This window comes from Microbulbifer sp. CNSA002, assembly GCF_047324085.1.
Taxonomy (GTDB): Bacteria; Pseudomonadota; Gammaproteobacteria; order Pseudomonadales; family Cellvibrionaceae; genus Microbulbifer.
The window spans coordinates 1,627,619-1,653,487 of the sequence record NZ_CP172449.1; the positions used below are offsets into that span (position 1 = coordinate 1,627,619).

Here is a 25,869-nt window from a genome sequence, read left to right on the forward strand (position 1 = left end):
CATTTATCTGATTCCAGTACCGCTGGTCTATTCCGATGGTATGGGCCTGGAAGGTTGGTAGTGTGCTTCCCACGAATGGAGGCAACTATGAAACTATATTCTCTTTGGGCGCTATCTCTACTGATTGGTAGTGCTACTAGCCAGGCGGATGCCCTTGAATCACAGTGGGAGCTGGCAATGACAGCCGCTTATGATCGCGCTTCTGATAGCTCACTTTTTGAGGGGCAATCAAGTGTGTCTCGGCAAGCTTTGCTACAGGGGGCTCTACAGTATGAAGCTTGGGAAGGGCAGGTCTCTACATTCCATCAGGCAGAGCGCGGTGGCAGTGAAGACTCAGAGTTGGTAGTTGAGGAGCTTTTCTGGCAGGGGAGTTTGCAGGACTGGGATTGGTTGCTGGGCAAACGCCGTCTGGACTTTGGTGTTGGTTATGGGCATCGCCCCCTGGATTGGTTTTTACCCATTGAGCGGAATCCGGTGTCACTTCAAGTGAGCGAAGGAGTTGGCGTAGTGTCGGCTAGCCGTTTCACTGAGAGCGGAGAGTTAAGTCTAATGCTGATAGATGCCAGTATCAGTCAGGTCTCTGGGGGAGACCTCCCAAGAGGACTGGCCATGCGCTGGTATCAGCTGGGACTGAGTGCCGAATGGCAGTTGCTGGGTTATATGGATGATCAGCGAGGTGTAAATCTGGGGGGAAGCTGGGTTAATACCTATGGAGAGCAATGGGAGGTCCATGCGGAATGGCGTTATCAGCAGGAGTATTGGCGCTGGTTGCCCCCAGAATTGATGGCCATACCAAAACAAGAAAAAACAAATGATGGTTGGCAGGCTCTTATAGGAATGACTTGGGCAAATAGTATTGGGCACTCCATTATTCTGGAGTACTGGTTTGATAGCCGCTCTTGGGGTAAAAATGAGTGGGGTCAGGTATTTGATTACAGCCAATGGTACCAAAATCATGGGGTGCAATGGGATAGCTTTCGCCGGTCCTCTGCGATGGCCTTTTCTAACGATAATGCCTTGAGGCACAATCTGCTTTTACATTGGATGCTTTCCAATAATGAATATCATCCTAAAGTCGATTTAGTCTATACCCCTGAAGATAGCGGCCTTTTTTTAACTATCGGTGGTGAGAGGAAGTTAACTGAAGATTGGGTACTTGGTGCGTCTGCAAGATTCTTTGGTGGTCGCGACGAATCTGCTTTTGCGCAGCTTCAAAGCCAGGCCGTATTTACTTTCAGTACGACGATAGTTTTTTGAGTGGAGTTAATGGTGAACTTGTTAAGAGAGTACTTGCGCACTTTGATAATTTGCATAGTGGTAGCGGTGATCACTCAGACAATTTGGGAAGGGAGCTATGTGATTCACGGTGTGATTTCTTTGGTGTATGGATTTATAGCGACATCTACGAGACAAGTAGTGGAGTTTTTCAAGCCCGCCTGGCCCTCTAAATTGAAGTATGCGGTAGTGAGTTTAGTAGCAATTATATTGGGAACTTTGCATGCTTGGTGGTGGATATCAGGATATGGAGTCTTTCGAGCACTTGATTTTTTAATCGTTGCTATTCTTCTTTCTATTTTTCTTTATCAAGTCCATCTTAATCGGGAGCAGGCTTACCAATTTGAGAGGGAGCGGCAAGAAGCTGAATTGTTAAAGATGGAGCAACAAAAGACTTTGGCCCAGAGCCAGCTAAAAGTATTGCAAAGCCAGATTGAACCTCACTTTTTATTTAATACTCTGGCCAATCTGAAAATGCTTATTCGTCACGATCCTCAAAAGGCAGAAGTCCTGCTGGATAACTTTAGCGACCTCTTGCGAATTAGCTTGAAAAAATCCCGTTCCGATCAGGTACCCTTAAAGGATGAGCTAAGCAGTTTGAAATGCTATTTGGAGATTCAAAAGATACGCTTGGGGGAACGACTAGAGTATGAAGTTGATTTATCAGGGGATGTGAGTTTAGAGACATTTGTTCCCCCATTACTTGTACAACCCTTAGTGGAAAATGCAATTTTTCATGGTATTGAGCCTGCAGCCAAAGGTGGACTGGTCAGGTTGCGGGTGAAGCAGAAAGAAAACCAGTGGGTTATTGAGGTAGAAGACAATGGTGTGGGGCTCGCTGCTGGAGCTAATAAACTTAACCCCAGCAAACATAATGGGATTGCGCTAAGTAATATTAGGGAGCGACTTTCTACCCTTTACCAAGAGCGTGGTAAGCTATTGATTCAAAGTAATAATCAGGGCGGGGTAACTGCCCGTTTGGAGTTTCCATGCGTGCCATAATTGCAGACGATGAGCCTTTATTGCGTCACCATCTTGACCAAATGCTTGCCGATATTTTTCCTGAGCTTGAGATTGTTGGTAAAGCCTGTGATGGCCGCGAGGCGTTAGCTCTATGCCAACAAGAGGAGCCTGATGTAGTTTTTCTCGATATTCGTATGCCTGGAATGGATGGTTTGGCTGTTGCTGAGGCTCTTAGCAAATTAAAAACAAATCCTATTGTTGTATTTATCACAGCCTATGATGAGTATGCTGTAAGTGCTTTTGAGCATGAGGCAGCCGACTATCTGCTAAAACCTATTGATGACAAGCGGCTGGAAAAAGCTTGTGATCGTATTCGGCAGCGCCTGAGAGACCGAGAAGAGGGTAACCTAAAGTCAGGACCTGATATTGAGGCGTTGCTGAGGCAGCTTTCCTTAAGTAGACCCGAGTACCTTCGCTGGATTAAGGCAAGCAAAGGCGAAGATATTCATCTGATTGCCTGCGATGAGGTTTCGGCATTTGTGGCAGAGGACAAATATACGACGGTTTACTCCGGTCAGGGTGAGCATATTATTAGAACCCCACTAAAGGAGTTGTTAGCTCAGTTGGAGCCAGATTTATTTTGGCAAATCCACCGTTCTACAATTGTCTGTGTGAAGCGCATTCAAAAAGTATGCCGTGGAATAACTGGCGGTGTATCCGTGGTGATGGATGACGGGCGTCAATATACAGTAAGTCGTAGGGCTACTTCGTTGTTTAAAACAATGTAGTGATCAACAATTTATATTTGTCTTAACTTAGGGTGTTAAATTTACCCCTTCATTTAAATTGCTATGTATGTCAGGGATTCATATCTGCTACCTAAGATTTTGTAACTTTACCCCCCCTCTTATTTTTGGTGGTCGGACACTCAGGTTGGTTTGTTATCGAGAGATCTTTAATCTAAATGCTCCAACTGCCGCTGATCAAAGGAAGGGTGATAAGAGACTATAGCGTTAAAGATGATATTGGCTTTATTGAATTACTATTAAAGCCGTGCTTCAAACTTAATGGGACTTTAATTGCTAAGACTTTAGGATGGTTGCTGTTTGGGTTTGAATTTGGACGCTTGTTTATATGTTTACATGCTATTGCTATATGATTTGACTAGTAATCTTGTGCGAACTGAGGGGGTTGTTTTTGTAATTGTCGGTAATTTACTTTAGGGGTTTGATTGGCATAATTGCCCGCGACTTGAGGGGTGGAGTGTTTTTTAATTGTAGATTAACTATTTTGGTGGATTTGAGCTTGTTCATGCCTGGTGCTTGAGGTTCTACCTGAAGGTCTATTTTCTGCTCATTTGGTTTGTTAAATAGGCTAAGATTTTTCTTTATGGTTTTTCTATTTTAGGATATTTTCTTAAATGACTGGGAAGGTATATATGCTGCCTTCTTCCCGAAAGTGCGTAATCTATTTTCCTATTGTAATGGCAGGTATTCTGCTGTGAGTACCTGTGTGTAAATTTTCTCCGATAATTAATGGAATAATTATGTTGGATAGTTTTAAGTTGGATCCTTCTTCTGTAGAAGGAGTTGAGGATCTAATTGAGGTGAAATATCCCTACTTTGCGCTAGAGGCTTTACATTTTGACGCTGACGGCTGGCTTGTTGCTAAAGTGCCTGTGCAATGTCAAAGTACATATGAAAGTAGTTTAATGGATGTTGCGGAGATTGGTCGACACTTGGCAATTTTGGGCTCTTGTTTTGGCGCTTTGGCCAATCCAGTAAGATCCAAGCATTACTACCTGGCGCGCAAAGCTGATTTGAAAACTTATGATAGCTTTGTTTCTGATATGCGCCCTGATTACCTTCTGGCTCGAACCAAAGCCGTATTTGCCAGTAAGAGAGAGTTAGTTGCTGAGGCAGAATTGTTAGACCCTGCTGGTGAAGTGGCGGCACGACTTAACGTGAAATATCATGTAATGCGGGAGCGATCTTTCCATAAGATATATAGTGATAGTATCCATAATATCACTCCTGTTATTAGCGATATTAACCCTTACTCCAAAAGTATTGATATTAATGTACATAATATTGATCTAATGTCTCTGACGGCAAGTATCGGTAGAGTTACTCCAGAAATGTGCATGGGGCATTTTGATAAGGTGAAAGCGTTGCCCGTTGCTATTGCCTCGCAGAGCCTTATTAAGTCATGTTGTATATTTTTGAGGCGGTTGACAGGTGAGGATAGTGCTCGTTTTATAGTTACCTCTGCGGATTTGTGTGCGGATAATTTAGCGTTGTCAGGGCAAGATGTAGATATAAAAGTAGAACTCTTAGATGTTGAAAACGATGTTTTTATTGTTCGTACTATAGCTACAAATAATTTGGGACAGTCTGTCGGTGAAATGATCACCCAAATTGCAATGGTGGATTAGTCTTTGTAAATTTCATTTGATATTTTATACAGATCAAGGGAGCTGCTCTTTTGATCTGTATCCACTCTATTTGCATCGCACAATCTTATTAGTATCAATTTAGTTACCAAGTCTTCAATATTTTGGCGATTCCGCAGTCTTTACTAACTAGTACACTCTCCTAAATTTAGACGCCTTAACGATAACATCTCTTCGTGTGCAGTAATTTTCCACCTATCGACCCTCTAGAGCCATTCAGCATAAGTTTCTGCCTCTTATCCTCCCCAGAGACAGTTCATCGCACTGTCCTGAATGATACTTGGATGCTAGGTAATCTATTAGAAACTCAGAAGCAAGGAGAAGTGTAGTGAAAAGGTTACTTGTAATAATGGCTTTATATCTTGGGGTGAGCGTTTCATCCCTTTCTGCCCAGGATGTACAAATGGAAGATTTGTACCAAAAAGCGGCAGCACAGGGTGGGGCAGCGATAGAGGGGTCCTATGAGGCTTTTAAGACATTACAGAAAGATAACCCTTCTGATCCTATTGTACTTTTTTACCTGGGGGCTAGTGAGACTCTTTTGGCAAAAGAAAGCTGGTTGCCCTGGAGAAAGGTCAGTTATGCAGAGAATGGAATTGCCCGTATGGATAAGGCGCTCACCATAATTGAAGAAATGGATAACCCTGGCCGTTCCTCTCAGGGGATGCCTCAAGACTTGCTGCTCAAAGGAATTGCTGCAACAACTTTTACTAAGGTGCCAAAGTTCTTTAATTCTTTTGACCGTGGGTTTGAACTTTATCATGAGTTGATGGGTGATCCACGCATGGGATATATGCCGCCAGACGCTACTCGCTGGATTTACTGTGGCGCATTGCAGGCTGCAGAGCTTGAGGGTGACAAGGAATTAGTGAATTTATGGGGAGCAAAGGCTGAGAGTCATGGCATATCAAATCCATGTGGTGATGTTAAAAACTCTGACTAATAGTGCGAACAGGTAGTAAATCTATGTTACAGCTCACTCATATTGAAAAGACTTACACTTCTGGTGAGGTTCAACTTCGGGCCCTAAAAGATGTGAATCTGGATATTCGAGCAGGCACTATGGTAGCTCTGTGCGGACCATCGGGGTCTGGTAAAAGTACCTTGTTAAATATTTGCGGGCTACTGGATCATGATTACAGCGGAGAAGTCTGCTTTGCCGGCGAGGTGCTGAGAAAAAGCCATCGGCAGTCAATGAAGATCCGTCGTACCCAGTTGGGTTTTGTATTCCAAAAGTTTAATTTGGTTCCGGTAATGACAGCCTTTGAGAATGTAGCCTTTCCACTTCTTTTGAATGGAATGAAAGAAGGTGAAGTAAGACGGCGTGTAATGGGCATGTTGGATCATGTCGGGCTGTCCCAGTTTTCCAACTACAGGCCAGATCGACTTTCAGGTGGACAACAGCAGAGAGTAGCAATCGCTCGAGCACTGGTGCATCAGCCCAAACTGGTAATTGCTGATGAACCTACGGCCAGCTTGGATAGTGTTACCGCAAAACAAATTATTGAGTTGATGAAAAATTTAGGAATGGAGCAAAAAACAGCTTTTATTGTTGCCAGTCATGATGATCGAATGACTCGTCATTGCGATAGAGTTGTTGAATTGAAAGATGGTGTAATTCTGCAGGAGAGTGCTTTATGCATCGCTTAAAAGTCGCGGCTTTAAATTTATTACGCAATCGTCGCAGAAGCTTCCTTGCTGTTGCCATTATCTCCATTGTGGTAACAGCCTTGATGACCTCCGGAGGTTTTGGTCTCTTTACATATCAGTCCCTTAAAGAGAGCGCGGCGCGTAGTGGGGGACACTTGGTGCTAACACAGCCTGGGTATTTTTCTTCTGATGAGGACTTTCCTCTTCAGCTTGGTTTAGATAATGCCAATAAATTACGTAGGGACTTGTTGGTTGAGGAAAATGTGAAGGCTGTGCAACCTAGAGTTTATCTGCAAGGGTTAATTTCCAATGGTGATAAGTCTTCTATTTTTTTAGGTCAGGGGATATTGCCAAGTGAATTTCGGGTGAAGGGGCCTTTTCTAAATGTCACTGAGGGCAGTATTTTATCAAACCGTGAAGATATCAGTGATCCTGAGATTATGCTGGGTAAAGATCTCGCAAGAAATCTTAATGTAAGGCCTGGGGATTATATTACTTTAATGTCCTCTACAGTTCATGGGGCTCTCAATGCAATGGATTTTAAGGTTAGGGGAGTTTTCGGGACTGGTGTTCCAGATATGGATAAGCGTCAAGTATATATTTCTGTTCAGGCTGCGCAGTTCCTTTTAGATAGTGACAGGGTCTCAACCATGGCAATCTATGGCTATAGCCTTGATAAGACATCGAGCTTGCAGGAAAGACTGCGTGAGTTAGTTCCAGAGTTGGAAATTACAACTTGGGAGGATCGTGCCTTTTTCTATCAGGGAGTGAAGAGTCTTTATGATCGAATTTTTGGGTTGATGGGCATCATTATGGCACTGGTTATCTTTGTCTCGCTTTTCAATACGCTGGCAATGTCGGTAACAGAGAGAACACGGGAAATAGGTACCTTGTCCGCACTGGGTGCATCCAAAGTGGAATTGATAACTGGGTTTATATTGGAGGCTTTAGTACTTGCTGTAGTGGGTTCTTTAGCAGGTGTTATTTTGGCTGGTCTGATAAGCGCTGGGTTGATGATGTTTGACATTACTATGCCGCCACCTCCGGGAAAAACAACGGGGTATCCTTTGACTGTTTATTTCTCTATTAACTTGGCTTGGATGATTTCGGTTGCAATAGCTGCGATATGTGTTTTTTCATCCTTCCTTGCGGCGCGGAAAGGTGTCAATAAACCGATTACTGAGGCATTGGTCCATGTATAAATTAAGATTAGGCAGAGTTAGCTTGGCGATTGGTTTGTTGCTGATGTTCTCTCCCTTTATTTTAGCTGGGACTGAGGAGAAGGAAAGTCTTTTTTCCGCTGTACAGGTAGAAAGCATGTTGGCCAAAGCCGATTCCTATCGTCTTGGAGAGTCATCTTCAAAAGTTGTCACCAACATCCAGGTTTTTAAACAGGGAGAGTTAGAAAGCGAAGATCGCTACCATGTTTATACTCGCCCTGAGAGAAAATCATTGGTGGTATTTAAAGGTGTTGGTGAAGAGGGGCAAAAAATGCTGATGCTGCAGGATAACTACTGGCTATTGATGCCCCGCAGCCGCCGCCCTATCCGCATAACACCGATGCAAAGATTGCTGGGGGAGGCTTCAATTGGTGATATCGCCACTTTGACCTGGAGCCAGGACTATCGGGGGCAATTCGAGGCAAGTGAAATTCTAAAGGATAAATTGACCCACAAACTTCAGCTGGAGGCGAAAACCAAAGGAGCCAGCTATCAAAAGATAAAATTGTGGCTTGATAGTGAGAGTTTCTTCCCAATCCAAGCGGAGCTTTACTTGAAATCTGGAAAGTTGGCTAAGGTTGCGCATTTTGTATCGGGGATAAAGGATGAAGAGCTATTTGTGCAGGAGATGGTTTTGGTTGATAGCATCAAAGCTACCACTGAAACCAGAGTTCACTACGAAAGTAGCACTGCGCATCAGTTAGCGGAAAAATTTTACAATCCGGCTTACTTGAGTCGGCAGTCAAAGATGGATCTGTGAGAGTGGATCTGAGCGGGTAACTGCCTCTGCCAGTATCAATTCCGATACTGGCAGAGGTGCGGAAAATTAGGCTGCCTCAATTGATGCTATTTGAATTTTCCGCTCTTCGGAAAAAGCTCTATCAAGCTCTTCTGCCTCCCTGAGACGTTTTATTTTATCAAAGAACAATTGGGCTTCAGGAAAAGCCAATTTCAAGTAAGCGAGCCATTGCTTAATACGATTGCCCAGATACTTGGAAGGGTAAACTTCTCGGGTGGTTTGATAGTAACCCCAAAGAATTTCAATAATCTCTTGCCAGCCCATTGCTGTATAGCTCTCACCTGAGCAGTAGGCTTTTATCTGCTTGCCCAAATCTGGCCTGGCTAGCAGGCTGCGACCAAACATAAATGCTTGGCATCCGGTTGCTTCACGGCAGCGTTGAAATTCCTCAAGTGTCCAGATATCCCCGTTGGCAATGACTGGGATTTCGAGTTTTTGACGAATTTCACCGATGTATTCCCAGTAGGCTGGGGGTTTATAGCCATCGACTTTGGAGCGAGCGTGTACTGCCAGTTCATTTGCGCCGCCAGCTGCTGCGGCCTGGGCGTTATCCATATAGCTAGAGCGATCATTAAAGCCCAGTCGGATTTTTGCGGTGACAGGGATGTTTTCCGGGACAGCGCGGCGAACCGCTCCTACAATAGCTTCCACTCTGTGAGGGCTTTGCAATAGGCAGGCGCCACCGTCGCTGTTATTCACTGATTTTGCAGGGCAGCCGAAATTGAGATCAATTGCTGTAGCACCGAACTCAACTGCTTTTACTGCATTAATTGCCATTGCATTGGGGTTGCCGCCTAACAGCTGTAACCGTACTGGAATCCCGCTTGGGGTCTTTGCACCTTTGTCGACCTCTGGGCACAAGCGGGTGAATACTCTGCGAGGCAAGCGAGTATTAGTGACACGAACAAACTCTGTAACACAGATATCGACCCCTCCAATGGCGGAGAGCAGGGCACGTACGTGATGGTCGATTACCCCCTCCATTGGTGCCTGGTAAATCGTAGGTTCTGGGGTAGGTGTCTTGTCGGTCATAAGTCAGTTGAGAGGTAAATCATAAATCTAAAGGCGCATATTCTATCAGCAAGTTATTGTAATGGCGCAAAAACGATCATTCTTCAGTATATAAAAGTAGGAGAAATAAACTCAGCCTATTGATGTTTCGCACCAAAATTGGGCGTGGCAATTTAGACCCCTCCGTTGCCCCTGAAACCAATAAGTGTTTGATTTTAAAAGCAACTTGTATTGATAATAGAAAAATATCAGCATTTTGGAACTAACGAATTTTTTCCTGTGTGCCTGCTCTTTTTGGGGGAGGATCAGGTGCAGCGGCGGTTGAAATTACCGGTCTAGGGAATAAGATTCCGATGTGCAGAAATTTGGGACGGCTGGGCTAAGTGAGATTTTCCCGGGCAAGTTTATTGGTTGTACAACATAAATTTGTTTAATTGTGAGCGAAGATTTTACATACGCACAAAATATCAATTGGGGTGTTTCAGCTGTCCTGAATAAATAGATACGTAAATTCATAGTGTTACGGGCACGGATGAAACCGTCCAGGATGGCTGGTTTTATTGCCTGGTGCCAGGGGGAATAAACAGTGCAAGAAACACTTTTGCAACAGGGGCTAGATATCACCCTGTTTGGTATGGGAATTGTTTTTACTTTTCTGCTATTACTGGTGATCGGTACCGGTATTATGTCGAGAGTCATCTCCCGCTATTTCCCCGAAGCGGAGCCCGTATCCCACGCGCCTTCCCCAACCGCTGGGAATGATAAGGCCCATTTACATGCGGTGATTAAAGCTGCGATCGAACAGCATCGCAAAAGACGCTAACCGCCAATCGCTTCCAAACAATTTCCAATAATTTCTGCCGAGAGAGATAACCCATGACTGAGGTTAAAAAGCCATTGGGGATTACCGATGTAGTCCTGCGCGATGCCCACCAGTCACTGTTCGCTACCCGACTGCGACTGGACGATATGCTGCCGATTGCTGAGAAGCTCGATAAAGTTGGCTTCTGGTCTCTGGAGTCCTGGGGGGGTGCCACTTTCGACTCCTGCATTCGCTATCTCGGCGAAGATCCCTGGGAGCGTATTCGTGAATTGAAGAAAGCTATGCCGAATACGCCTCAACAGATGCTGTTCAGGGGACAGAATATTCTCGGCTACCGCCACTATGCGGATGACGTGGTTGAGAAGTTTGTAGAGCGCGCTGCAGTCAATGGGGTAGACGTGTTCCGCGTGTTCGACGCGATGAACGATATGCGCAACCTGAAAACCGCACTGGCTGCGGTGAAGAAACAAGAGAAGCACGCTCAGGGCACCATCTCCTATACCGTGAGCCCAGTACACACCATGGACTTGTGGGTGGATCTGGGGCGCCAGATTGAGGATATGGGAGCGGATTCCATCGCGATCAAGGACATGGCCGGTCTGCTGCGCCCCTATGAGGGCTACGAGCTGGTGAAACGTTTGAAGGCCGCCGTGGACATCCCCATCCATATGCAGTGCCACGCTACTACTGGTTTATCTACGGCTACCGCTCTCAAGTGTATTGAGGCGGGTATCGACAACGTGGACACAGCGATCAGCTCTATGTCCATGACCTATGGTCACAGCCCAACCGAAGCGTTGGTGGCGATTTTGGAAGGCACTGAGCGGGATACCGGGCTGGATATTAACCTGCTGGAAGAAATTGCGGCCTACTTCCGTAACGTCCGCAAGAAGTACGCGAAGTTTGAGGGTTCCTTGAAAGGAGTGGACTCCCGCATCCTGGTGGCCCAGGTGCCGGGTGGCATGCTCACCAATATGGAGAGCCAGCTGCGCGAACAGGGCGCCGGGGATCGCTTGGATGATGTGCTAGAGGAAATCCCGCGGGTGCGTGAAGACCTGGGCTTTATCCCGCTGGTTACCCCCACCTCCCAGATTGTGGGTACCCAGGCGGTGCTCAATGTCCTGACTGGAGAGCGTTACAAGTCGATCTCTAAAGAGACTGCCGGAGTCTTGAAAGGTGAGTACGGTGCGACGCCTGCTGAAGTTAACCAGGAGCTGCAAGTCCGGGTGCTTGATGGCGCTAATCCGGTTACTTGCCGTCCGGCGGACCTATTGGCACCGGAGTTGGACAAATTGACTCTGGAGCTTCAAGAGAAAGCGGGTGAACAGGATGTAGTCTTGACCGATGGTGAGGGGGAGATCGACGATGTGCTTACCTATGCACTCTTCCCACAGATTGGCCTGAAGTTCCTGAAAAACCGTGGTAATCCAGAAGCTTTCGAGCCAGTACCTACCGGTAATGAAGGTGCTGCAGTTAAGAACGACAAAGGTGAAGAAGTTTACACCGTGACTGTAGAGGGACAGAGCTACACCGTCACTGTGGCCGATGGTGGCGACTTAACCAATATTGCTCCGGTGTCCGGTGGTGCTCCAGCATCTGCAGCTAGTGCACCTTCCGTGCCTGCTACCGGAGGTGAGCCGGTTAATGCGCCTCTCGCTGGAAATATCTTCAAAGTAATGGTGAAGCCTGGGGATCAGGTGAGCGAAGGCCAGGCGGTGTTAGTACTGGAAGCGATGAAGATGGAAACTGTGGTGAGTGCCCCTCGTGCCGGTAACGTCGCCAGTGTGGCAGTAAAAGAAGGCGATTCAGTGGCGGTGGGTGATGCCCTGCTGTCCATTGCATAGCCAAAGGTAGGAGTCACACGTGGATAATCTGATTACTCTTTGGCATTCCTCCGGTGTCGCGCAGATGGCATCGGGCCAGTTCATTATGATTTTGGTGGGCCTGGGCCTGCTGTTTTTGGCCATTCGCAAAAACTTTGAGCCCCTGCTTTTGGTACCTATCGGTTTCGGCGGGATCCTGGCCAATATTCCTGGTGCCGATTTGGCACTCTCAGCCGCAGAGACAGCCCTTACCCAGGGAGATGGAGCTGTTTTGGCGCAAATGGCCCAGATCCTGGGCCTTGATAGTACTTCAGCTTTACCCGCGCTAAAGGAAGCTCTGGCCAGTGCGCCGGCAGCCGTGCAGGTACAAGCAGCTGAGTTTGCCCGGGATGCCGGTTTCAATAACGGTATGCTGTATAACTTCTATTCCGTAGCTATTGCTTCCGGCATTGCGCCGTTGGTAATTTTTATGGGCGTAGGGGCTATGACCGACTTTGGTCCGCTACTAGCCAATCCGCGCACCTTGTTCCTCGGTGCAGCGGCCCAGTTTGGGATCTTTGCCACGGTGCTCGGTGCTGTGGGTCTCTCGGTAGCGGGAATCATGGACTTCTCAATCGCCGATGCCGCTGCGATCGGTATTATCGGTGGAGCAGATGGCCCCACAGCTATCTATGTTTCCAGCCTATTGGCCCCGGACCTGTTGGGGGCTATAGCTGTAGCGGCTTATTCGTATATGGCGCTAGTGCCTATGATTCAGCCGCCGATTATGCGAGCCCTGACTACTGAGCAGGAACGCAAAATTGAAATGGTGCAATTGCGCCATGTGAGCAAGCGGGAAAAAATTGCCTTCCCGATGTTGCTGCTGATTTTGGTGGCCCTGTTCCTGCCAGCTGCTGCACCGCTGTTGGGTATGTTCTGCTTTGGTAACTTGATGCGTGAGTGCGGAGTCGTTTCCCGCTTGTCGGACACTGCTCAGAACGCGCTGATCAATATCACCACTATTTTCCTGGGTCTTTCCGTTGGTTCGAAATTGGCGGCAGACAAATTCCTCGATCCTAAAACCCTGGGGATTTTGGCTTTGGGTATTGTGGCGTTTGCGATCGGCACTGCGGCTGGCGTGTTGATGGCTAAGTTGATCAATGTATTCAGCAAGCACAAGATTAACCCATTGATTGGTTCTGCCGGTGTTTCTGCCGTACCTATGGCTGCGCGAGTGTCCAACAAAGTAGGGCTCGAATCCAATCCTCATAACTTCCTATTGATGCACGCAATGGGCCCCAACGTAGCCGGTGTTATCGGTTCTGCGGTGGCTGCGGGCGTGATGATCAGTATGGTGCGGAGCCTTACTGGCGGGTAACCAAAATCCATGGCTTTGGAAGAGAGGGCGAACAGTGTTCGCCCTTTTTTGTTGACCTAAAACAAATGCATTTTGTCCGCTTTTGCTGGTTAAAACAGATCCTTCTGATTTAAATAATGTGAAGAGGCAGTCATAGCTGGAGTAGGTATGTTAATCCGGTCAACAGAGCATCTCCATCGATAGAATTCATTTTGAGTTAAGGTTAGTTGCGCTATATTCCTCCCAAAATTTTTACTGGAATAAAAATTCATTAGGAAGTAACCCCAATGCGTAGTTTGCCATTCTTAATTGCCTTAGCTCTTTTCTCCACCAGTGCATTTGCACATGATAATCATCAAACTGCGGAAGAAGTCCGCCTGTTAAAGAAAGAGGTAGTTAAGCTCCGTAAAGAAGTACACTCTGATCACAAGCACGGTGCTGGAGCTGAAAATGTTCGTGACTTAGAAAAAGAAGTGGTTAAGTTGCGAAAAAATGTCCATCGGCTTCAGGACTTGATTTTGGAGTTGCAGGCGAGTATTGACGCTCAGCCCGAACTGGTACCGTCAGCTCCAGTAGAGGAGCGTCCTAAGTGGGCTTGTTATATGAAGGATCCAGTGGCGGGAGGCATGCATTCAAATGGCTTTAGCCGTATTGAGGCGAAGGGGAAATTACTTGAACTCTGCACCCAACGCAGTGGTTTTTGCTCTGAGTCAAGGATCAAGTGCTCTGAATAGATGAGCTGTTGAATTGGTTTGTGAGTGTTAGGGGAAATTCAGTTTATGAAGCCTGCTGAATTCCCCAATTCCGCCCACCCAATCAATAGTATCAAAAACTCACATTTAACTGTGTGAAGTGCGCATCAAGCAGCTGAAATAATAAATCGCGCCCTTTGCGATGAAGCGCCTCTGGGGAGCCGTGGATTTTAAAGTGTTCGGGAAATAACTTGGCAACATCCGTTTGTGACCACTCTAGATGAAATTGTAATCCCAACACATTTTTGCCGAATATAAACGCCTGATGAGGGCACAAATCAGATTCAGCCAAGCAGCTTGCCCCCTCCGGAATTTCAAAAAAATAACTATGTGCCTGGAACACATTCTCTAAATTAAAATTCAGTGCTGTTGTAGACCTTATAGGTAGCCAGCCTATTTCCTCTTGAGGAAGCTGGCGAATCTCTGCTTCCAATGCATGTGCAAGAATCTGTGCCCCAAGGCAGATGCCCAATATTGGGATCGGAAGTTCAATGCAGTTTTTTACCCATGCAATCTCATTGGCAAGCCAGGGGAGCCTTGCGCGCTCACAAACGTTCATCATCCCACCAAGGATAATAACTCCGCTAAAGCCGCTTTGAGGAAGTGGTGACTTCTGGGGGTTAATGATAGAAAGCGGTATTCGCTTCTCTGTAGCCCAGTCATAAATATACCCCGGGCCCTCATTCTCCTCATGTTGGATAATCAGTATCGGTTTGGTCATTTACTGGAAATCCTGACTTTCAAAATACAGCTCTTCCTTATAGTGGATGCCGGCTTTAGTTAGGCTTTTTGGCCAGCTATCTTTCGAAAGCGGTTTTAAACTGCTGCTATAAATGTCGCTGGAAAAATTATGGTCGGTGCTGACCAGCAGTATTTGGTCGAAGCTGGGGGTGGATGCAATTTCATGCACAAGCAAAGTGTAATTTTTAAGGAGTATTAATTGGTAGTGCCCATTTTCTGTTCGGGTAAGGGGGCTGTCTATTAGTCGAGAGGTTACTCGGAAAGCAACAGCTTGCAGCGCAAGTTTTCCTCCTCGTTCAAAATGCCCTGTAAACATTTGGGCGTTAAAGGCATTGAGTTTTCCCTCGCGTAGTTCGCGTAAAGAAAATTCCTCTGGAAGCAATGTAACTAACTCGTTTCGCTTGAGGAGGTTTTGCACCTCCTCCTGGTCATCAGTCTCCAATTCCAAAATAACTTGATGACTGTGTTTTCCGCCATGTAGTGGCATGTGTGTGGCAATAATTTGCCCGCCGACGGTAAACAGGGCCATGCCATGAATGCCGACCGAATTGTCACTTTGTGCTAATGAAGATTGTGTGAAGCATAAGCTTGAGCTGATTGTCAGCGCCAAAAATAGAAGAATATTTTTCATCGGTTTTGTGTAGCTATGACCTTGGATGCAGGGGATTCTAAGAGTACTCTAGTGAATAATCGATTCAAAAATAGAGACATTTGATTCCACTATGGAAATAGAAGCACTTGAGAAGTTCCTAGTGATTGCTGCGACGGAGAACCTGCAGCGCTCCGCAGACAGGCTGGATACGAGCCCAGGCGGATTGAGTAAAACCCTAAAACGGCTGGAGGGAGAGCTGGGTACTCGCCTGTTTGATCGAGTTGGCAAGCAACTGAAAATCAATGAAGCAGGCCGCAGACTGCAAAGTCGGGCGGTTGAGATGGTGGCGATTGCCAGAAGAATTCGTTCTGAAGTTGGCGAGCTAAAGGTAAATCAGGAGTGCCGAATTGCTGCTCCGACCATGCTGCAACTAGCCTGGGGTACATTTATCTACCGCAAGTTTATTACTGAGGAAGCAGGGGGGCGGTTGTCATTCACATCGGCCTATGAAGCCTTGGCATTGAAGATGTTATCCAGAGGGGAGGTAGACCTGGCCCTGATAACCGGAGCGGTTTTGGGGCAGTTGTCATCCACAATGGATGCTCGGCCACTTGGCTCAGTATCAATGTGTATTGCTGCAGGGCCTGATCACTCTTTGATAGTGGAGCAGGGGGTTGAGGTGAAGGCTTCACTGTCAAATATCTTGCAATATCCATTTGCCGCGCCGAGGATATCCCCCTTCTGTGGTGAAGAGCGGGGGATAGGTAGCGATGGCTGGCCAGAAATTAATTATCCTCGCAAGGTGCAGGTCGTTGTAAATGATTATGGGGTTCTTTGCCAGCTAGTAAAAAATAACAGGCTGCTCGCTTTTCTGCCAGAGCCTCTGATAACTGAAATAGGTGGGGTAATCGTTAGGGTGGAGGATGGCGATATAAAATCTAGTGAAGAGCTCTTTGTGGTAGGAAGGAAAACGAATGCCTCCTGGCTAAGTAAATTTGCCGAGTGGGCTTAATGTTTGGATTGGAGCCAGTTAAGCCAGCTTCCGTAGAGGGTATTGCAGCAACTAAACTGCCGAAATATTCGTTTGGTAACTGCCATATTTCCACCTGGTTGGCTTGCCCATCTCCTGATTCATCGCGAACCAGAGCGGGGCGCTCCTCCTCGGGGAGATCATAGAGTCGGTATTGGTGACTGGTTGTTGTTTTCTGATGTAACTGTTCTCCCCGCTCAGTGAGTCGCCAGTTGAGAGGTTGCTCTTTGAGATGTGCACCACAGACTACAATTTTTGCCAGCTTGTCCGGTGTAGCTAATGGCGAGAGCTGCTGTCTTGGTTAGATGTCTCTCCCGGGCGTTCTCCTGTAGCAGCCAATGGGAGATTACAGGCCTGGTGTAAACTATTAGAAAAACTTAGCAGGGACATATCGCAATGTTTCTGGCTAAACAAAGTGACTCCCCAACTAATTCCGGAGCTAAGAAAGCCAACGGGCACTGCGGTCGCAGAATAGTCCAATAAATTCATAAAATTTGTGTAGGTTCCGAGAATAGAATTTCTTTGAATGGGTTGCTTGGCTATTTGCTGGCGGGTGTAAGCAGTCGGTATAGTGGGAATAATGATAAAATCGACATTCTCCAGTTTTTTATCACAGATTCTCTTTAGTGCTTGTAAGCGGTATTGTCCCAAGAAAGCATCAGCTGCAGTTTTTGTTTCCGCGGAGCTAATAACCTTCCGGATTACCTCAAGCATGGATTTCGGTTTTACACCTTGAGTTGCAATCCAGCGCTCGGCTACCCAGGGACCTTCGTATAGTAGCTTTGCCGCTTCTATAAAAGGATTAAAGTCTACAGTTACAGCCTGTCCGCCCAGCACTTTTAATTTTTTGATAGATTGATTAAAGAGTGCCTGGGTTTCTTTGTTCCCTTGAAAATCAAGTTGCTCAGGTATACCAAAAGAAAAACTGATCTTATTGTTAGGGAAGCTTTCCTGGAAGTACCGCAGCCTATTTGAAGATGGGGTGGTACGGCTATAGATATCGGCTGAATCAAACTTCGCCGTAATATCAAGTAGCCTGGCGGCATCTTGACAATTTAGGGTGAATATTGACACGCAGTCGAGACTTTTACAGGCGGGGACAACCCCTGTAGTGCTCAGCAGTCCCCGAGTGGGTTTGTGGCCTATTAAATTATTGAGTGCCGCAGGTACCCGACCAGAGCCAGCAGTATCTGTTCCCAAAGCGAAACTGACTTGCCCAAGTGCTGTGGCAATAGCTGACCCCGCACTGCTCCCGCCAGAAATATACTCCTGGTTAAAAGAGTTTTTACCTTCTCCGTAAGGGGAGCGAACACCTACTAGGCCGGTGGCGAATTGATCGAGATTGGTTTTGCCGAGCGGCACAGCTCCTGCTTCAATCAATAGCTTTACAACAAATGCGCTTTCGTGAGGGATATAGCTAAAGTCTGGGCAGGCTGCTGTTGTAGGTACTCCAGCAAGATCAATATTATCCTTGATAGCAAAGGGCACTCCGTATAATGGCAGATCGCTGGGCCTTATTCGGTCCAATGCTTCTAGATAGGGCTCTAGCTCTTCTCGCGTTAATAGAGTTATCCAGGCGTTATAATTGGCTTGCTGCAGTGCTTGCTTTAATAGACTGGCAATGAGTTCACGCGGTGTTGTAATACCTTGGGAGTAGGTATTTCTTAGATGGTCTAGCGTTAAATCGTGGGCCATAAAAGGGTTCCGAGAATAACTTCAACTAGATACCGAACTGTTATTTATTTCGATGTTTTTATTACTAAGATTATATTTTTTCAAGAATTTTCATCTCACTGTAAACCGCATAATTTTAGATTTAGCAAATACATAATTAGTTTGATGCCCTCTCTGGTGGGCAGGGTGTCCCTGCTGCAATCCAGCCTTTCATTGCTTCAATGAACTTGTCGTGGGGGATATTTACCGGCTGGCGGCTGTCTCCGGGGTGCCATCCCCACAATACCAGTGGGCTGGTACTGACAAACTCCAGTTGACTGGTTGGTGCTCGCCCGCCGTTGTCTTGGGGAGTAGTTAGCAGCTTGCAGATTTGAGCCGAGGATTTTTGTGACCAGTTCAACTCAATGGGTGCCATAACCCACCCTGGAGCTCCAGGCGCACCGGTAACAGGGTTGTTTTTACTTGAATGGCAGTTATTGCAACGCATGGTACCTGCCCCCATATTATCTGGACCGCGCTCCACTCTAGGAACATGGGGAGCCCCTTCATTAATAAGTGGCATCTCCAACTGGTGGCAATTGAGGCAGCGGGGGTGCAGAAGGACCTCTACGATAGTTTCCCAGTCCTGGTGCCCTGGAGTGCTGCTGGCCTCCTCTTGCTGGGATGCACCTCGATGTTGATCGCAACCGGTTAACGTGAGGAGTGCTATGGCACACAAAGCCAATAGGGGGCGAAAGAGAGCTGTGTCTGGCCGCATTTTCATTCGGCTTGCCTTTAAGTTCGATTTTCACTCTCAAACATAATTGGGCCTGAGGACTAGTGATAGTTTCGAGATTGATTGCCGCGTCAAAAGATAGACCTGGCGGGTTCAGTTCTATTGGGTTGTGACCAGTGATTCATATTTGGGGATTAAGGCGCCTTAGTACGTGGTATGATAGGCGCGTTTTACTTGTTTGATTCTTATATAGCGGGCGCGACTTTTAGCGTCTAGGAGAGTGTATGTCCTGGTTAGGGGCGGGGTTAGGTGCAGGCTTTGGTTTTATGTTTGGCGGCCCAATTGGTGCGGCATTGGGAGCCTGGATCGGCAGTTCATTTGGTTCCAGTTTGCAGCAGCGCCTCGGGAAGGCTGCTTCGGCCCTGAGCAGGGATGGAGCCCAGACAATCTTCATCGTGACTCTATTTTCGATGTTGGCAAAAATGGCTAAGGCAGATGGCCTGGTTTCTAAAGCTGAAGTGGAGTTTATAGAGGGCTTTATTAGAAACAACCTCCGTCTGGGCACTGAGGAGCGCAAGCATGCAATCCGTATTTTTGAAAATGCCAAGACTGATAAGTACAGCATTTACGATTACGCAAAACAGTATCGCCAGCTGGTTCGCGATCAAGCAATGCGGGAAATGGTGTATCGCCTATTATTTGCTGTTGCTTATGCCGATGGTGAATTACATAGCGCAGAAGAAGAAATTTTAAAACGCATCACTGTTGATCTTGGCTTGCATGAATCTTTATTTGCGGCAATGCAAAATGAGTTTTTTCACGGGGGTAGGAGTACGGCTGCAAATCTGGAGCAGCATTACGCAGTGTTGGGTTGTACCCCGGAGACCAGCGATAAAGAGCTTAAATTAGCTTATCGCCGAAAAGCAGCAGAGTATCATCCAGATAAAATTGCTTCTAAGGGGTTGCCTGAAGAGTTTATGCGTCATGCTGATGATCAGATGAAAAGTATTACTGTTGCCTATGAAGCGATTGTTGAGGCGAGAAAGCAACAGGCTAAGGTTGTCAGCTAGGTTCTGGAAAGTAGCCTTGCTGTATCGCAAATAAAGGAGTTGATAGATGAGTCTTGCTGAGACAATTAAAGATAAACTGACTGCGGAATTTTCGCCTCAGCATATTGAAGTGCAATGCGAAAGCCATATGCACAATGTGCCTGTTGGCTCTGAAATGCACTTTCGGGTCGTTTTGGTGAGTGAGGCGTTTAATTCGGCAAGGAAAGTGCAGCGCCATCAAAAAGTCTATGCGGCTTTGTCTGAAGAAATGGCTGGCCCAATACATGCTCTGGCTCTGCACACTTACAGCCCGGAAGAGTGGGAGGGACAGGCCCCTCAGAGTCCTGAATGCCAGGGTGGTGGAAAAAAGTCGTAATTCAGCGCTTTATTTAAAACAACTCAAACAGGTTCCAGTTCTGGGGCCTGTCGCGTTTTTCATGTAAGCAGCCATTCAAAAAATTTAGTTTCTTTTTGCGTCACGAAAGCCCTCATAAGCTTTTGCTGGTTGTAAGAATCAGTGGTGAAATGGCGTCTATTTTTTGTTTAATAATTTAGATCTCTTCATATCTCTCTTGCTCTGGTGGCCGCTAGAATTCCAAGAGGCGCCTATCCATTTTAAAAATCATACTTTGTTCGGGAAAATTAAACGCCAAAAAGCGGTTTAAGTGCCAGAAAACAATAAATACTTTTTTACACGCCAACATTTGTTTGTTTTTTCTACACCTGTTACTTCGTGCGACTAGACTGACCATTGATTGGGCTGATTGCTGTTTGATCTGCTGAATATCAATGGAGTTACCACAAATGAAGATGACGCGTATTCTGATCCCCGTTATGACGCCCCTCGCCTTAGCAATCTCTAGTGTCGCTTCGGCAGGACCGGCTGGCTATGCCCCCCCCCCACCAAAGACCCAGGAGTTTAAGGTTCGAATTGGTGGGGCCTATATCTCGCCTAATTCGGACAATGCCACTTTTGCTGACAGATGGCTCGAAGGGCCAGATGACTTTATTGACGACTGGGGTGCATTCCGCTCTAACATTGATCCCAGTGATGAGTGGGGCTGGTTTATCAATGTAGAGTGGCGGGCTACCGACCATATGAGTGTATCCCTGAGTTACACCGAGGGTGACCGCCACACAGGAGGAGATAACAGACCCTGGTTACGTCGTTTTAACCCGGACTTTGATGAGTTCCACCGCCGTCGCGATTTCGCTAGATGGAAGCCTCAAATCACGGCTGCTTATCTGAATTATTATCCTTTAGATCCCAGCTGCATGGTTCAGCCTTATATGGGAGTAGGTATTAACTATACCGACTTTACCGATGAGCGCCTGAGACATTGGGGTTGGTGGGATTTCGATGATGATGTTGAAGTTTTCCGGCCCTGGGATGGTCGTGTAAACCTGGGTGATAACTGGGGTTACACTTGGCAAATTGGTGTCGACTTTAATTTCGGTCATGATAGTAGCTGGCTGATTAACCTTGCCGCTATTTACTATGATGTAGATACCGATATTGAGGTGGATGCCTTCTGGTTCGATACCAATGATGACAATGAGTTCTATCGCCACAGATTTGGTGGTGATTATCTCTTTGACCCCTGGTCATTCAATATTGGTGTAGGCTACAAGTTTGATTTCCACTGGTAATCAGTCATGCAGCCAAAAAAGGGCGCTTCGGCGTCCTTTTTTTATTTAACGCACATTTGATATTAAGGGGAAGGCGCTTAACCTTTCTTGGGTGCTGCAGTTATCAATCCTTGATTATAAGTGACGCTTATATTGATCACATTTATATTCTTTAAATTTCTCTCTCAGCTTTCTTATCTTGTCTTTCCATTTTTCCATCTGCTCTCCTGATCCGCCATCTTTTCTCTCTTCGCGGAAGTGCTCAATTTTTTGTTGCCACTTTTTACATTTCTTAAAGGATGCATCCTCCTGTGCATGTGCTGGGTTGGCAGAGAGAAGTACAGCAATTAGTGCGACAGTGAGGCCTGTTATTTTCATTGTTTTTCTCGTTTGTTGGTAAGCAGATGATCCCATCTTCCAAATATAAAGTAATTAACTTGAAGTCTGGAGGTGTTATCTGTGTGGTAAGTGTTCTCTTAATGGTGCTTGATTGTTCTTGGTGCGATTACTTGTGTTGCTTACATTTTGGGTTTTGTGGATGAGGGTCTGGTTTTGGTCACTTTCGAAGTGTGTTTCTTCTTTTTATTTTTTGGGGGTTTTTTTTAAAAATAATGCTCGATTGGTTCTCATTCTTTTATGGAGGTTTAATGTTGTTGTTGACTCTGTTTTTTGTGAATTGATAATCCTGCGCAAGAGGCTCCTTGATTGTTGAGTAATTTGGAGCTCGTTTATTTAACCAATAAATAAAACTAAAGATGAATTTATTTTTTAAGAAGTATTTAAAATTATTGTTGTCTGTAAATACGCGTATCCTGGCTGTTTTTGCGGTGCTCCTGCTTTGGGGGTGTGGCGGTGGAGGGAGCAGTGGCAGCTCTGGAGGTGACGATAGCTCTGGTTCCAGTGGGGGGCAGGTGTCTACAGATTTGGAGTCTCCCTCGAACTTAATAGCCGTCACGACTTCGGCTTCCACTATCCGTATTTCCTGGGAGCCAAATGAGAGTGGTGATGTTTCCTATTTAATATATCGCGATGGTGAAGAGATAGCGGAGACGCAGGCTGAGCGGTTCGAAGATAGTGGTTTGTCCAGCGGTACAAAATATAGCTACAGCGCTGCGGTGAAAGTCAGTGACGGTAGCTACAGTGAGCCGTCAAATGAGGATGTTGCAAGGACACTGGATAGCGATCGAGACGATGACTGGTATAACGGCACCTCCGTCGATACAACCTTTGCAGAAGTAAATACAACAATTGCACGTCTCGATGAATGTACGGCGGGTGAGCGAGTTAGCGATGTATGGGATATAGCTACAGAAAACCTGAATGAGTGTCTTAGGGCTGCCGCAGAGGTTATAAGCCTGGGAGATCGAGTAGGCGCATTAAGAGCTTATGTGGCGCGGCTGCGCAGAGAGGAAGATCCCGCACTTATTGAGTTGGGAATGCGCTTATTTCACAGTAAATCCCTGAGTTTAAATAACGATTCTTCGTGCTCATCTTGTCACCACCCCACACTGGGTTGTGGCAGTGATGGTTTGTCGTTACCGATTGGTGTAAATACGGTAAATCCTGACTTATTGGGGCCCGGTAGAAGCGATGGTAATCTGATGCCGCTATTACCGCGTAACTCGCCCCCCACCTGTAATTCTGCTATTTGGTCGGATAGCCTTTTTTGGGATAGGAGAGTCAGTTTCAGAACAGGTATTAACAACATTGAGGATAAAGCTACTTATTTAGCCAATCAGGTCAGAACTGATGATGGAGATGTCTCTGATGACGTAAATAGTTTTTCTGAAGAGATAGCCAGTAATTCCCTGACACTGTTGATGGCCCAGGCCCACTTTCCTGTAGTTACAGCAGAGGAAATGGGTGAGCGGGGAAGCTTTGCCAGTGATAGCGATTATCGCGAGAACATTGCGTCTGGTTTGAGTGATGAGTGGGATTCACTTTTCGAAGACGCTTTTGGGGATAGCGAAAAAACTTTCCTGCGGGTGTCTGAAGCCTTGGCTGCCTACCAGGCTTCCCAGCTATTTATTGATAACCCTTTCTTTGACTTCCTTGATGGCAATGATGATGCCATGACTGAGATGCAGAAACGTGGTGGAATCCTGTTTTACACCAACACTGCTTGTGCACAATGCCATGATGGGCCATTTTTTACTTTGGAAACGTCCAGGGGGTTTCGCTATCCACAAATTGGAGTCGGTACCAATGAAGATGGTAGCGATTTGGAAAGATATAGGGTGCCGTCGCTTCTCAATGTTTCCATTTCCGGTCCATGGGGGCACGCGGGACAGTTTGGCAGTTTAGAGCGAAATATCTCTCATTACTTCAATACTTTGGATTCCATCCAAAGTTATTTTGGTGTTGATGATACTGGCACACCCTTGACCGATACTGTTGCAGATTTGTGTGAGCTGGAGCAGTTCGAGTATTTGGGCAGCGGTTGTGTTGATATTGTCGCACCTAATGGTTATCAGCTTACCATGGACTTGGTTGGTGATAGCCCAGCAAATCGTGGCGAGTCCGATGACGAAATCGAAATTTTAGCTGAGTTTCTTCGGGCTTTGACTGATCCCAGTGCGTTACCGGGGACTCCAGAAATCGATGTATTGATTCCGCCGAGAGATGGAGGTCCGGATGGCCGTCAGCTGGATGCGGTAGATCAGGAGGGGAACTCTTTATAGTAAGAAAAAAGTGCCCGGCAAAATCGGGCACTTTTTTTGAAGGGGAAATCTGGGGGGCTGCCACCCTAATGCTTACTGATTTGAGGGGAAACTGAACTGAATACCTTCCCTCACCCCACTGGCAGGCCAGCGCTGGGTGATGGTTTTGCGTTTGGTGTAGAAACGCACTGAATCGGGTCCATATGCGTGAAGGTCACCAAACAATGAACGCTTCCAACCGCCGAAACTGTGGTGGGCTACCGGTACCGGCAGGGGTACATTAATACCGACCATTCCAACTTTAATATTGTCGCTAAAATAGCGTGCTGCCTCGCCGTCACGGGTGAACAGGCAGGTACCATTGCCATATTCATGGGCATCGATAATATCCATGGCTTCCTGCATGGTTTCGACACGCATCACACAGAGTACCGGGCCAAAAATCTCGCCGCTGTGAATCGACATTTCCGGGGTGACACGATCGAATAGGCAAGCGCCCAGGTAATTACCATTTTCAAAACCGGAAACGGTCTGGTTGCGTCCATCTACAGCCAGTTCCGCACCTTCTTCGATACCAGCGGCAATATAGTTTTCAACTTTTTGTAAGTGTTGCCGGGTGACCAGTGGCCCCATATCGCTATGGCTGTCCATTCCATCGCCGATTTTCAGATCAGCAATTTGCACTTTGAGTTTCTCAACAAGGGCATCGGCGGTTTCATTACCCACCGCTACAGCGACAGAGATAGCCATACAGCGCTCGCCGCAGGAACCATAGGCTGCACCCATCAGGGCAGCGGCAGCGTTGTCCAGGTCGGCATCTGGCATGATTATCGCGTGGTTCTTGGCGCCACCAAACGCTTGCACTCTTTTTCCATGGGCGGTGCCTGTGCTGTAGACATACTCTGCGATCGGTGTCGATCCCACAAAGCTCACCGCTTGGACGCGCTTATCGGTCAAGAGCGTATCGACGGCCTCTTTACCGCCGTTGACCACATTTAATACCCCTGTGGGGATGCCGGCCTCTATACCCAGCTCCGCGATAAACAGGGCAGAGGAGGGGGTGCGTTCGGAGGGTTTTAGTACAAAGGTATTGCCGCAGGCAATTGCCATGGGCCACATCCACAGAGGAACCATAGCGGGGAAGTTAAAGGGGGTTATGCCGGCGCAAACACCCAGCGGTTGGAATTCGCTCCAGGAGTCTATTGCCGGTCCGACATTTTTACTGTGTTCGCCCTTTAGCATTTCCGGAGTAGAGCAAACGTACTCGATATTCTCGATGCCCCGCTGTAATTCCCCCATCGCATCGTCGAGGACTTTGCCGTGTTCCAGGGTAATCAGCTCACAAATCTTTGCGGCGTTCTCCTGCAGCAGGTCTCGCAGGCGGTACATAATTCGTACTCGCTTGGCCGTCGGAAGGTTTCGCCAAGCGGGGAAGGCTGCTTCAGCTGCACTAATGGCCTCTTCAACAGTCGCTTTAGAGGCTAACGAAACCTGGGCGATCACTTCGTTGGTGGAGGGGTTGGTGACCTCTTGGAGTTCGGAGTTACCTGCGGCACCGGTGTCATTAACCATGTTGCCATTAATCAGGTGGCCGATTACTTTCATAGTTCTCTCTCAGTCGGGTTTATCAATTATTGTTCTACTGCTTTGCCCCTTTGTAACACAGCTCTGTGTT

Annotated in this window: 25 protein-coding genes; 17 read left to right on the top strand and 8 right to left on the bottom strand. The window is 46.8% G+C overall.

Going from position 1 to position 25,869, the window contains the following annotated elements; all coding sequences use genetic code 11:
- Positions 1 to 87 precede the first annotated feature (87 nt).
- The 8 genes from ACG1BZ_RS07270 to ACG1BZ_RS07305 all read left to right on the top strand — a co-directional run bounded on the left by ACG1BZ_RS07270 (position 88) and on the right by ACG1BZ_RS07305 (position 8,320).
- On the top strand, positions 88 to 1,257 hold the full coding sequence (locus ACG1BZ_RS07270) for a hypothetical protein (protein ID WP_413665030.1): 1,170 nt from the start codon (positions 88 to 90) through the stop codon (positions 1,255 to 1,257).
- A gap of 33 nt (positions 1,258 to 1,290) precedes the next feature.
- Positions 1,291 to 2,277, top strand: coding sequence for a sensor histidine kinase (locus tag ACG1BZ_RS07275; RefSeq protein WP_413665031.1), 987 nt, complete (start codon positions 1,291 to 1,293; stop codon positions 2,275 to 2,277).
- A complete protein-coding gene (locus ACG1BZ_RS07280) occupies positions 2,265 to 3,026 on the top strand; it encodes a LytR/AlgR family response regulator transcription factor (protein ID WP_413665032.1) in 762 nt (253 codons plus the stop codon). The genes ACG1BZ_RS07275 and ACG1BZ_RS07280 overlap by 13 nt, the downstream gene beginning before the upstream one ends.
- A 758-nt stretch (positions 3,027 to 3,784) precedes the next feature.
- Positions 3,785 to 4,672: a hypothetical protein gene (locus ACG1BZ_RS07285; RefSeq protein ID WP_413665033.1), complete on the top strand. Its 888-nt coding sequence runs from the start codon at positions 3,785 to 3,787 to the stop codon at positions 4,670 to 4,672.
- A 346-nt stretch (positions 4,673 to 5,018) separates the two neighbouring features.
- The gene (locus ACG1BZ_RS07290; RefSeq protein WP_413665034.1) at positions 5,019 to 5,633 is read left to right on the top strand and encodes a hypothetical protein; all 615 of its coding nucleotides are present in this window, start codon (positions 5,019 to 5,021) and stop codon (positions 5,631 to 5,633) included.
- Positions 5,634 to 5,656: 23 nt separating this feature from the next.
- On the top strand, positions 5,657 to 6,340 hold the full coding sequence (locus ACG1BZ_RS07295; protein ID WP_413665035.1) for an ABC transporter ATP-binding protein: 684 nt from the start codon (positions 5,657 to 5,659) through the stop codon (positions 6,338 to 6,340).
- Positions 6,328 to 7,542 carry an ABC transporter permease gene (locus ACG1BZ_RS07300; protein WP_413665036.1) on the top strand — a complete coding sequence of 405 codons (1,215 nt, stop codon included), beginning with the start codon at positions 6,328 to 6,330 and terminating at the stop codon, positions 7,540 to 7,542. Before ACG1BZ_RS07295 ends, ACG1BZ_RS07300 begins: the two co-directional genes overlap by 13 nt.
- Entirely contained in the window at positions 7,535 to 8,320 is a 786-nt protein-coding gene (locus ACG1BZ_RS07305; protein WP_413665037.1) for an outer membrane lipoprotein-sorting protein, read from the top strand. Before ACG1BZ_RS07300 ends, ACG1BZ_RS07305 begins: the two co-directional genes overlap by 8 nt.
- A gap of 66 nt (positions 8,321 to 8,386) precedes the next feature.
- On the opposite strand, the gene ACG1BZ_RS07310 is transcribed toward ACG1BZ_RS07305, so the two are convergent.
- Positions 8,387 to 9,391, bottom strand: coding sequence for a tRNA dihydrouridine synthase (locus ACG1BZ_RS07310; RefSeq protein ID WP_413665038.1), 1,005 nt, complete (start codon positions 9,389 to 9,391; stop codon positions 8,387 to 8,389).
- A 565-nt stretch (positions 9,392 to 9,956) separates the two neighbouring features.
- Here ACG1BZ_RS07310 and ACG1BZ_RS07315 point away from each other — a divergent pair.
- The 4 genes from ACG1BZ_RS07315 to ACG1BZ_RS07330 all read left to right on the top strand — a co-directional run bounded on the left by ACG1BZ_RS07315 (position 9,957) and on the right by ACG1BZ_RS07330 (position 14,086).
- Positions 9,957 to 10,193: an OadG family protein gene (locus ACG1BZ_RS07315; RefSeq protein ID WP_282933580.1), complete on the top strand. Its 237-nt coding sequence runs from the start codon at positions 9,957 to 9,959 to the stop codon at positions 10,191 to 10,193.
- Between the two features lie 53 nt (positions 10,194 to 10,246).
- On the top strand, positions 10,247 to 12,037 hold the full coding sequence (oadA, locus tag ACG1BZ_RS07320) for a sodium-extruding oxaloacetate decarboxylase subunit alpha (protein ID WP_413665039.1): 1,791 nt from the start codon (positions 10,247 to 10,249) through the stop codon (positions 12,035 to 12,037).
- Between the two features lie 19 nt (positions 12,038 to 12,056).
- Positions 12,057 to 13,373 (top strand): sodium ion-translocating decarboxylase subunit beta, encoded by a 1,317-nt coding sequence (locus tag ACG1BZ_RS07325; protein ID WP_282933579.1) that lies wholly within the window; start codon positions 12,057 to 12,059, stop codon positions 13,371 to 13,373.
- Between the two features lie 266 nt (positions 13,374 to 13,639).
- Complete coding sequence (locus tag ACG1BZ_RS07330; protein WP_413665040.1) at positions 13,640 to 14,086, top strand: hypothetical protein; 447 nt, start codon at positions 13,640 to 13,642, stop codon at positions 14,084 to 14,086.
- A gap of 91 nt (positions 14,087 to 14,177) precedes the next feature.
- On the opposite strand, the gene ACG1BZ_RS07335 is transcribed toward ACG1BZ_RS07330, so the two are convergent.
- Positions 14,178 to 14,825, bottom strand: a complete 648-nt coding sequence (locus ACG1BZ_RS07335; protein WP_413665041.1) for a type 1 glutamine amidotransferase — start codon at positions 14,823 to 14,825, stop codon at positions 14,178 to 14,180.
- Positions 14,826 to 15,476: a hypothetical protein gene (locus ACG1BZ_RS07340; protein WP_413665042.1), complete on the bottom strand. Its 651-nt coding sequence runs from the start codon at positions 15,474 to 15,476 to the stop codon at positions 14,826 to 14,828. It abuts the gene before it with no gap.
- Between the two features lie 91 nt (positions 15,477 to 15,567).
- Here ACG1BZ_RS07340 and ACG1BZ_RS07345 point away from each other — a divergent pair, with 91 nt between their 5' ends.
- Positions 15,568 to 16,449 (top strand): LysR substrate-binding domain-containing protein, encoded by an 882-nt coding sequence (locus ACG1BZ_RS07345; protein ID WP_413665043.1) that lies wholly within the window; start codon positions 15,568 to 15,570, stop codon positions 16,447 to 16,449.
- On the opposite strand, the gene ACG1BZ_RS07350 is transcribed toward ACG1BZ_RS07345, so the two are convergent.
- The 3 genes from ACG1BZ_RS07350 to ACG1BZ_RS07360 all read right to left on the bottom strand — a co-directional run bounded on the left by ACG1BZ_RS07350 (position 16,376) and on the right by ACG1BZ_RS07360 (position 18,904).
- Complete coding sequence (locus ACG1BZ_RS07350) at positions 16,376 to 16,729, bottom strand: hypothetical protein (RefSeq protein ID WP_413665855.1); 354 nt, start codon at positions 16,727 to 16,729, stop codon at positions 16,376 to 16,378. The two genes, ACG1BZ_RS07345 and ACG1BZ_RS07350, sit on opposite strands and share 74 nt — an antisense overlap.
- 14 nt (positions 16,730 to 16,743) lie before the next feature.
- On the bottom strand, positions 16,744 to 18,162 hold the full coding sequence (gene atzF / locus ACG1BZ_RS07355) for an allophanate hydrolase (protein ID WP_413665044.1): 1,419 nt from the start codon (positions 18,160 to 18,162) through the stop codon (positions 16,744 to 16,746).
- 136 nt (positions 18,163 to 18,298) lie between these two features.
- On the bottom strand, positions 18,299 to 18,904 hold the full coding sequence (locus tag ACG1BZ_RS07360; protein ID WP_413665045.1) for a hypothetical protein: 606 nt from the start codon (positions 18,902 to 18,904) through the stop codon (positions 18,299 to 18,301).
- 236 nt (positions 18,905 to 19,140) lie between these two features.
- Between ACG1BZ_RS07360 and djlA the strand changes: the two genes are divergently transcribed.
- From djlA to ACG1BZ_RS07375, 3 genes are all read left to right on the top strand, one after another.
- A complete protein-coding gene (gene djlA, locus ACG1BZ_RS07365; RefSeq protein WP_413665046.1) occupies positions 19,141 to 19,926 on the top strand; it encodes a co-chaperone DjlA in 786 nt (261 codons plus the stop codon).
- 46 nt (positions 19,927 to 19,972) lie between these two features.
- Positions 19,973 to 20,281 carry a BolA family protein gene (locus ACG1BZ_RS07370; protein ID WP_282933570.1) on the top strand — a complete coding sequence of 103 codons (309 nt, stop codon included), beginning with the start codon at positions 19,973 to 19,975 and terminating at the stop codon, positions 20,279 to 20,281.
- A 428-nt stretch (positions 20,282 to 20,709) separates the two neighbouring features.
- Positions 20,710 to 21,555, top strand: a complete 846-nt coding sequence (locus ACG1BZ_RS07375) for an OmpW/AlkL family protein (protein WP_413665047.1) — start codon at positions 20,710 to 20,712, stop codon at positions 21,553 to 21,555.
- Positions 21,556 to 21,669: 114 nt separating this feature from the next.
- On the opposite strand, the gene ACG1BZ_RS07380 is transcribed toward ACG1BZ_RS07375, so the two are convergent.
- Entirely contained in the window at positions 21,670 to 21,912 is a 243-nt protein-coding gene (locus ACG1BZ_RS07380) for a hypothetical protein (RefSeq protein WP_413665048.1), read from the bottom strand.
- Between the two features lie 377 nt (positions 21,913 to 22,289).
- Here ACG1BZ_RS07380 and ACG1BZ_RS07385 point away from each other — a divergent pair, with 377 nt between their 5' ends.
- On the top strand, positions 22,290 to 24,215 hold the full coding sequence (locus ACG1BZ_RS07385) for a cytochrome c peroxidase (protein WP_413665049.1): 1,926 nt from the start codon (positions 22,290 to 22,292) through the stop codon (positions 24,213 to 24,215).
- Positions 24,216 to 24,287: 72 nt separating this feature from the next.
- On the opposite strand, the gene ACG1BZ_RS07390 is transcribed toward ACG1BZ_RS07385, so the two are convergent.
- The gene (locus ACG1BZ_RS07390; protein WP_413665050.1) at positions 24,288 to 25,799 is read right to left on the bottom strand and encodes a CoA-acylating methylmalonate-semialdehyde dehydrogenase; all 1,512 of its coding nucleotides are present in this window, start codon (positions 25,797 to 25,799) and stop codon (positions 24,288 to 24,290) included.
- Between the last annotated feature and the right edge of the window lie 70 nt (positions 25,800 to 25,869).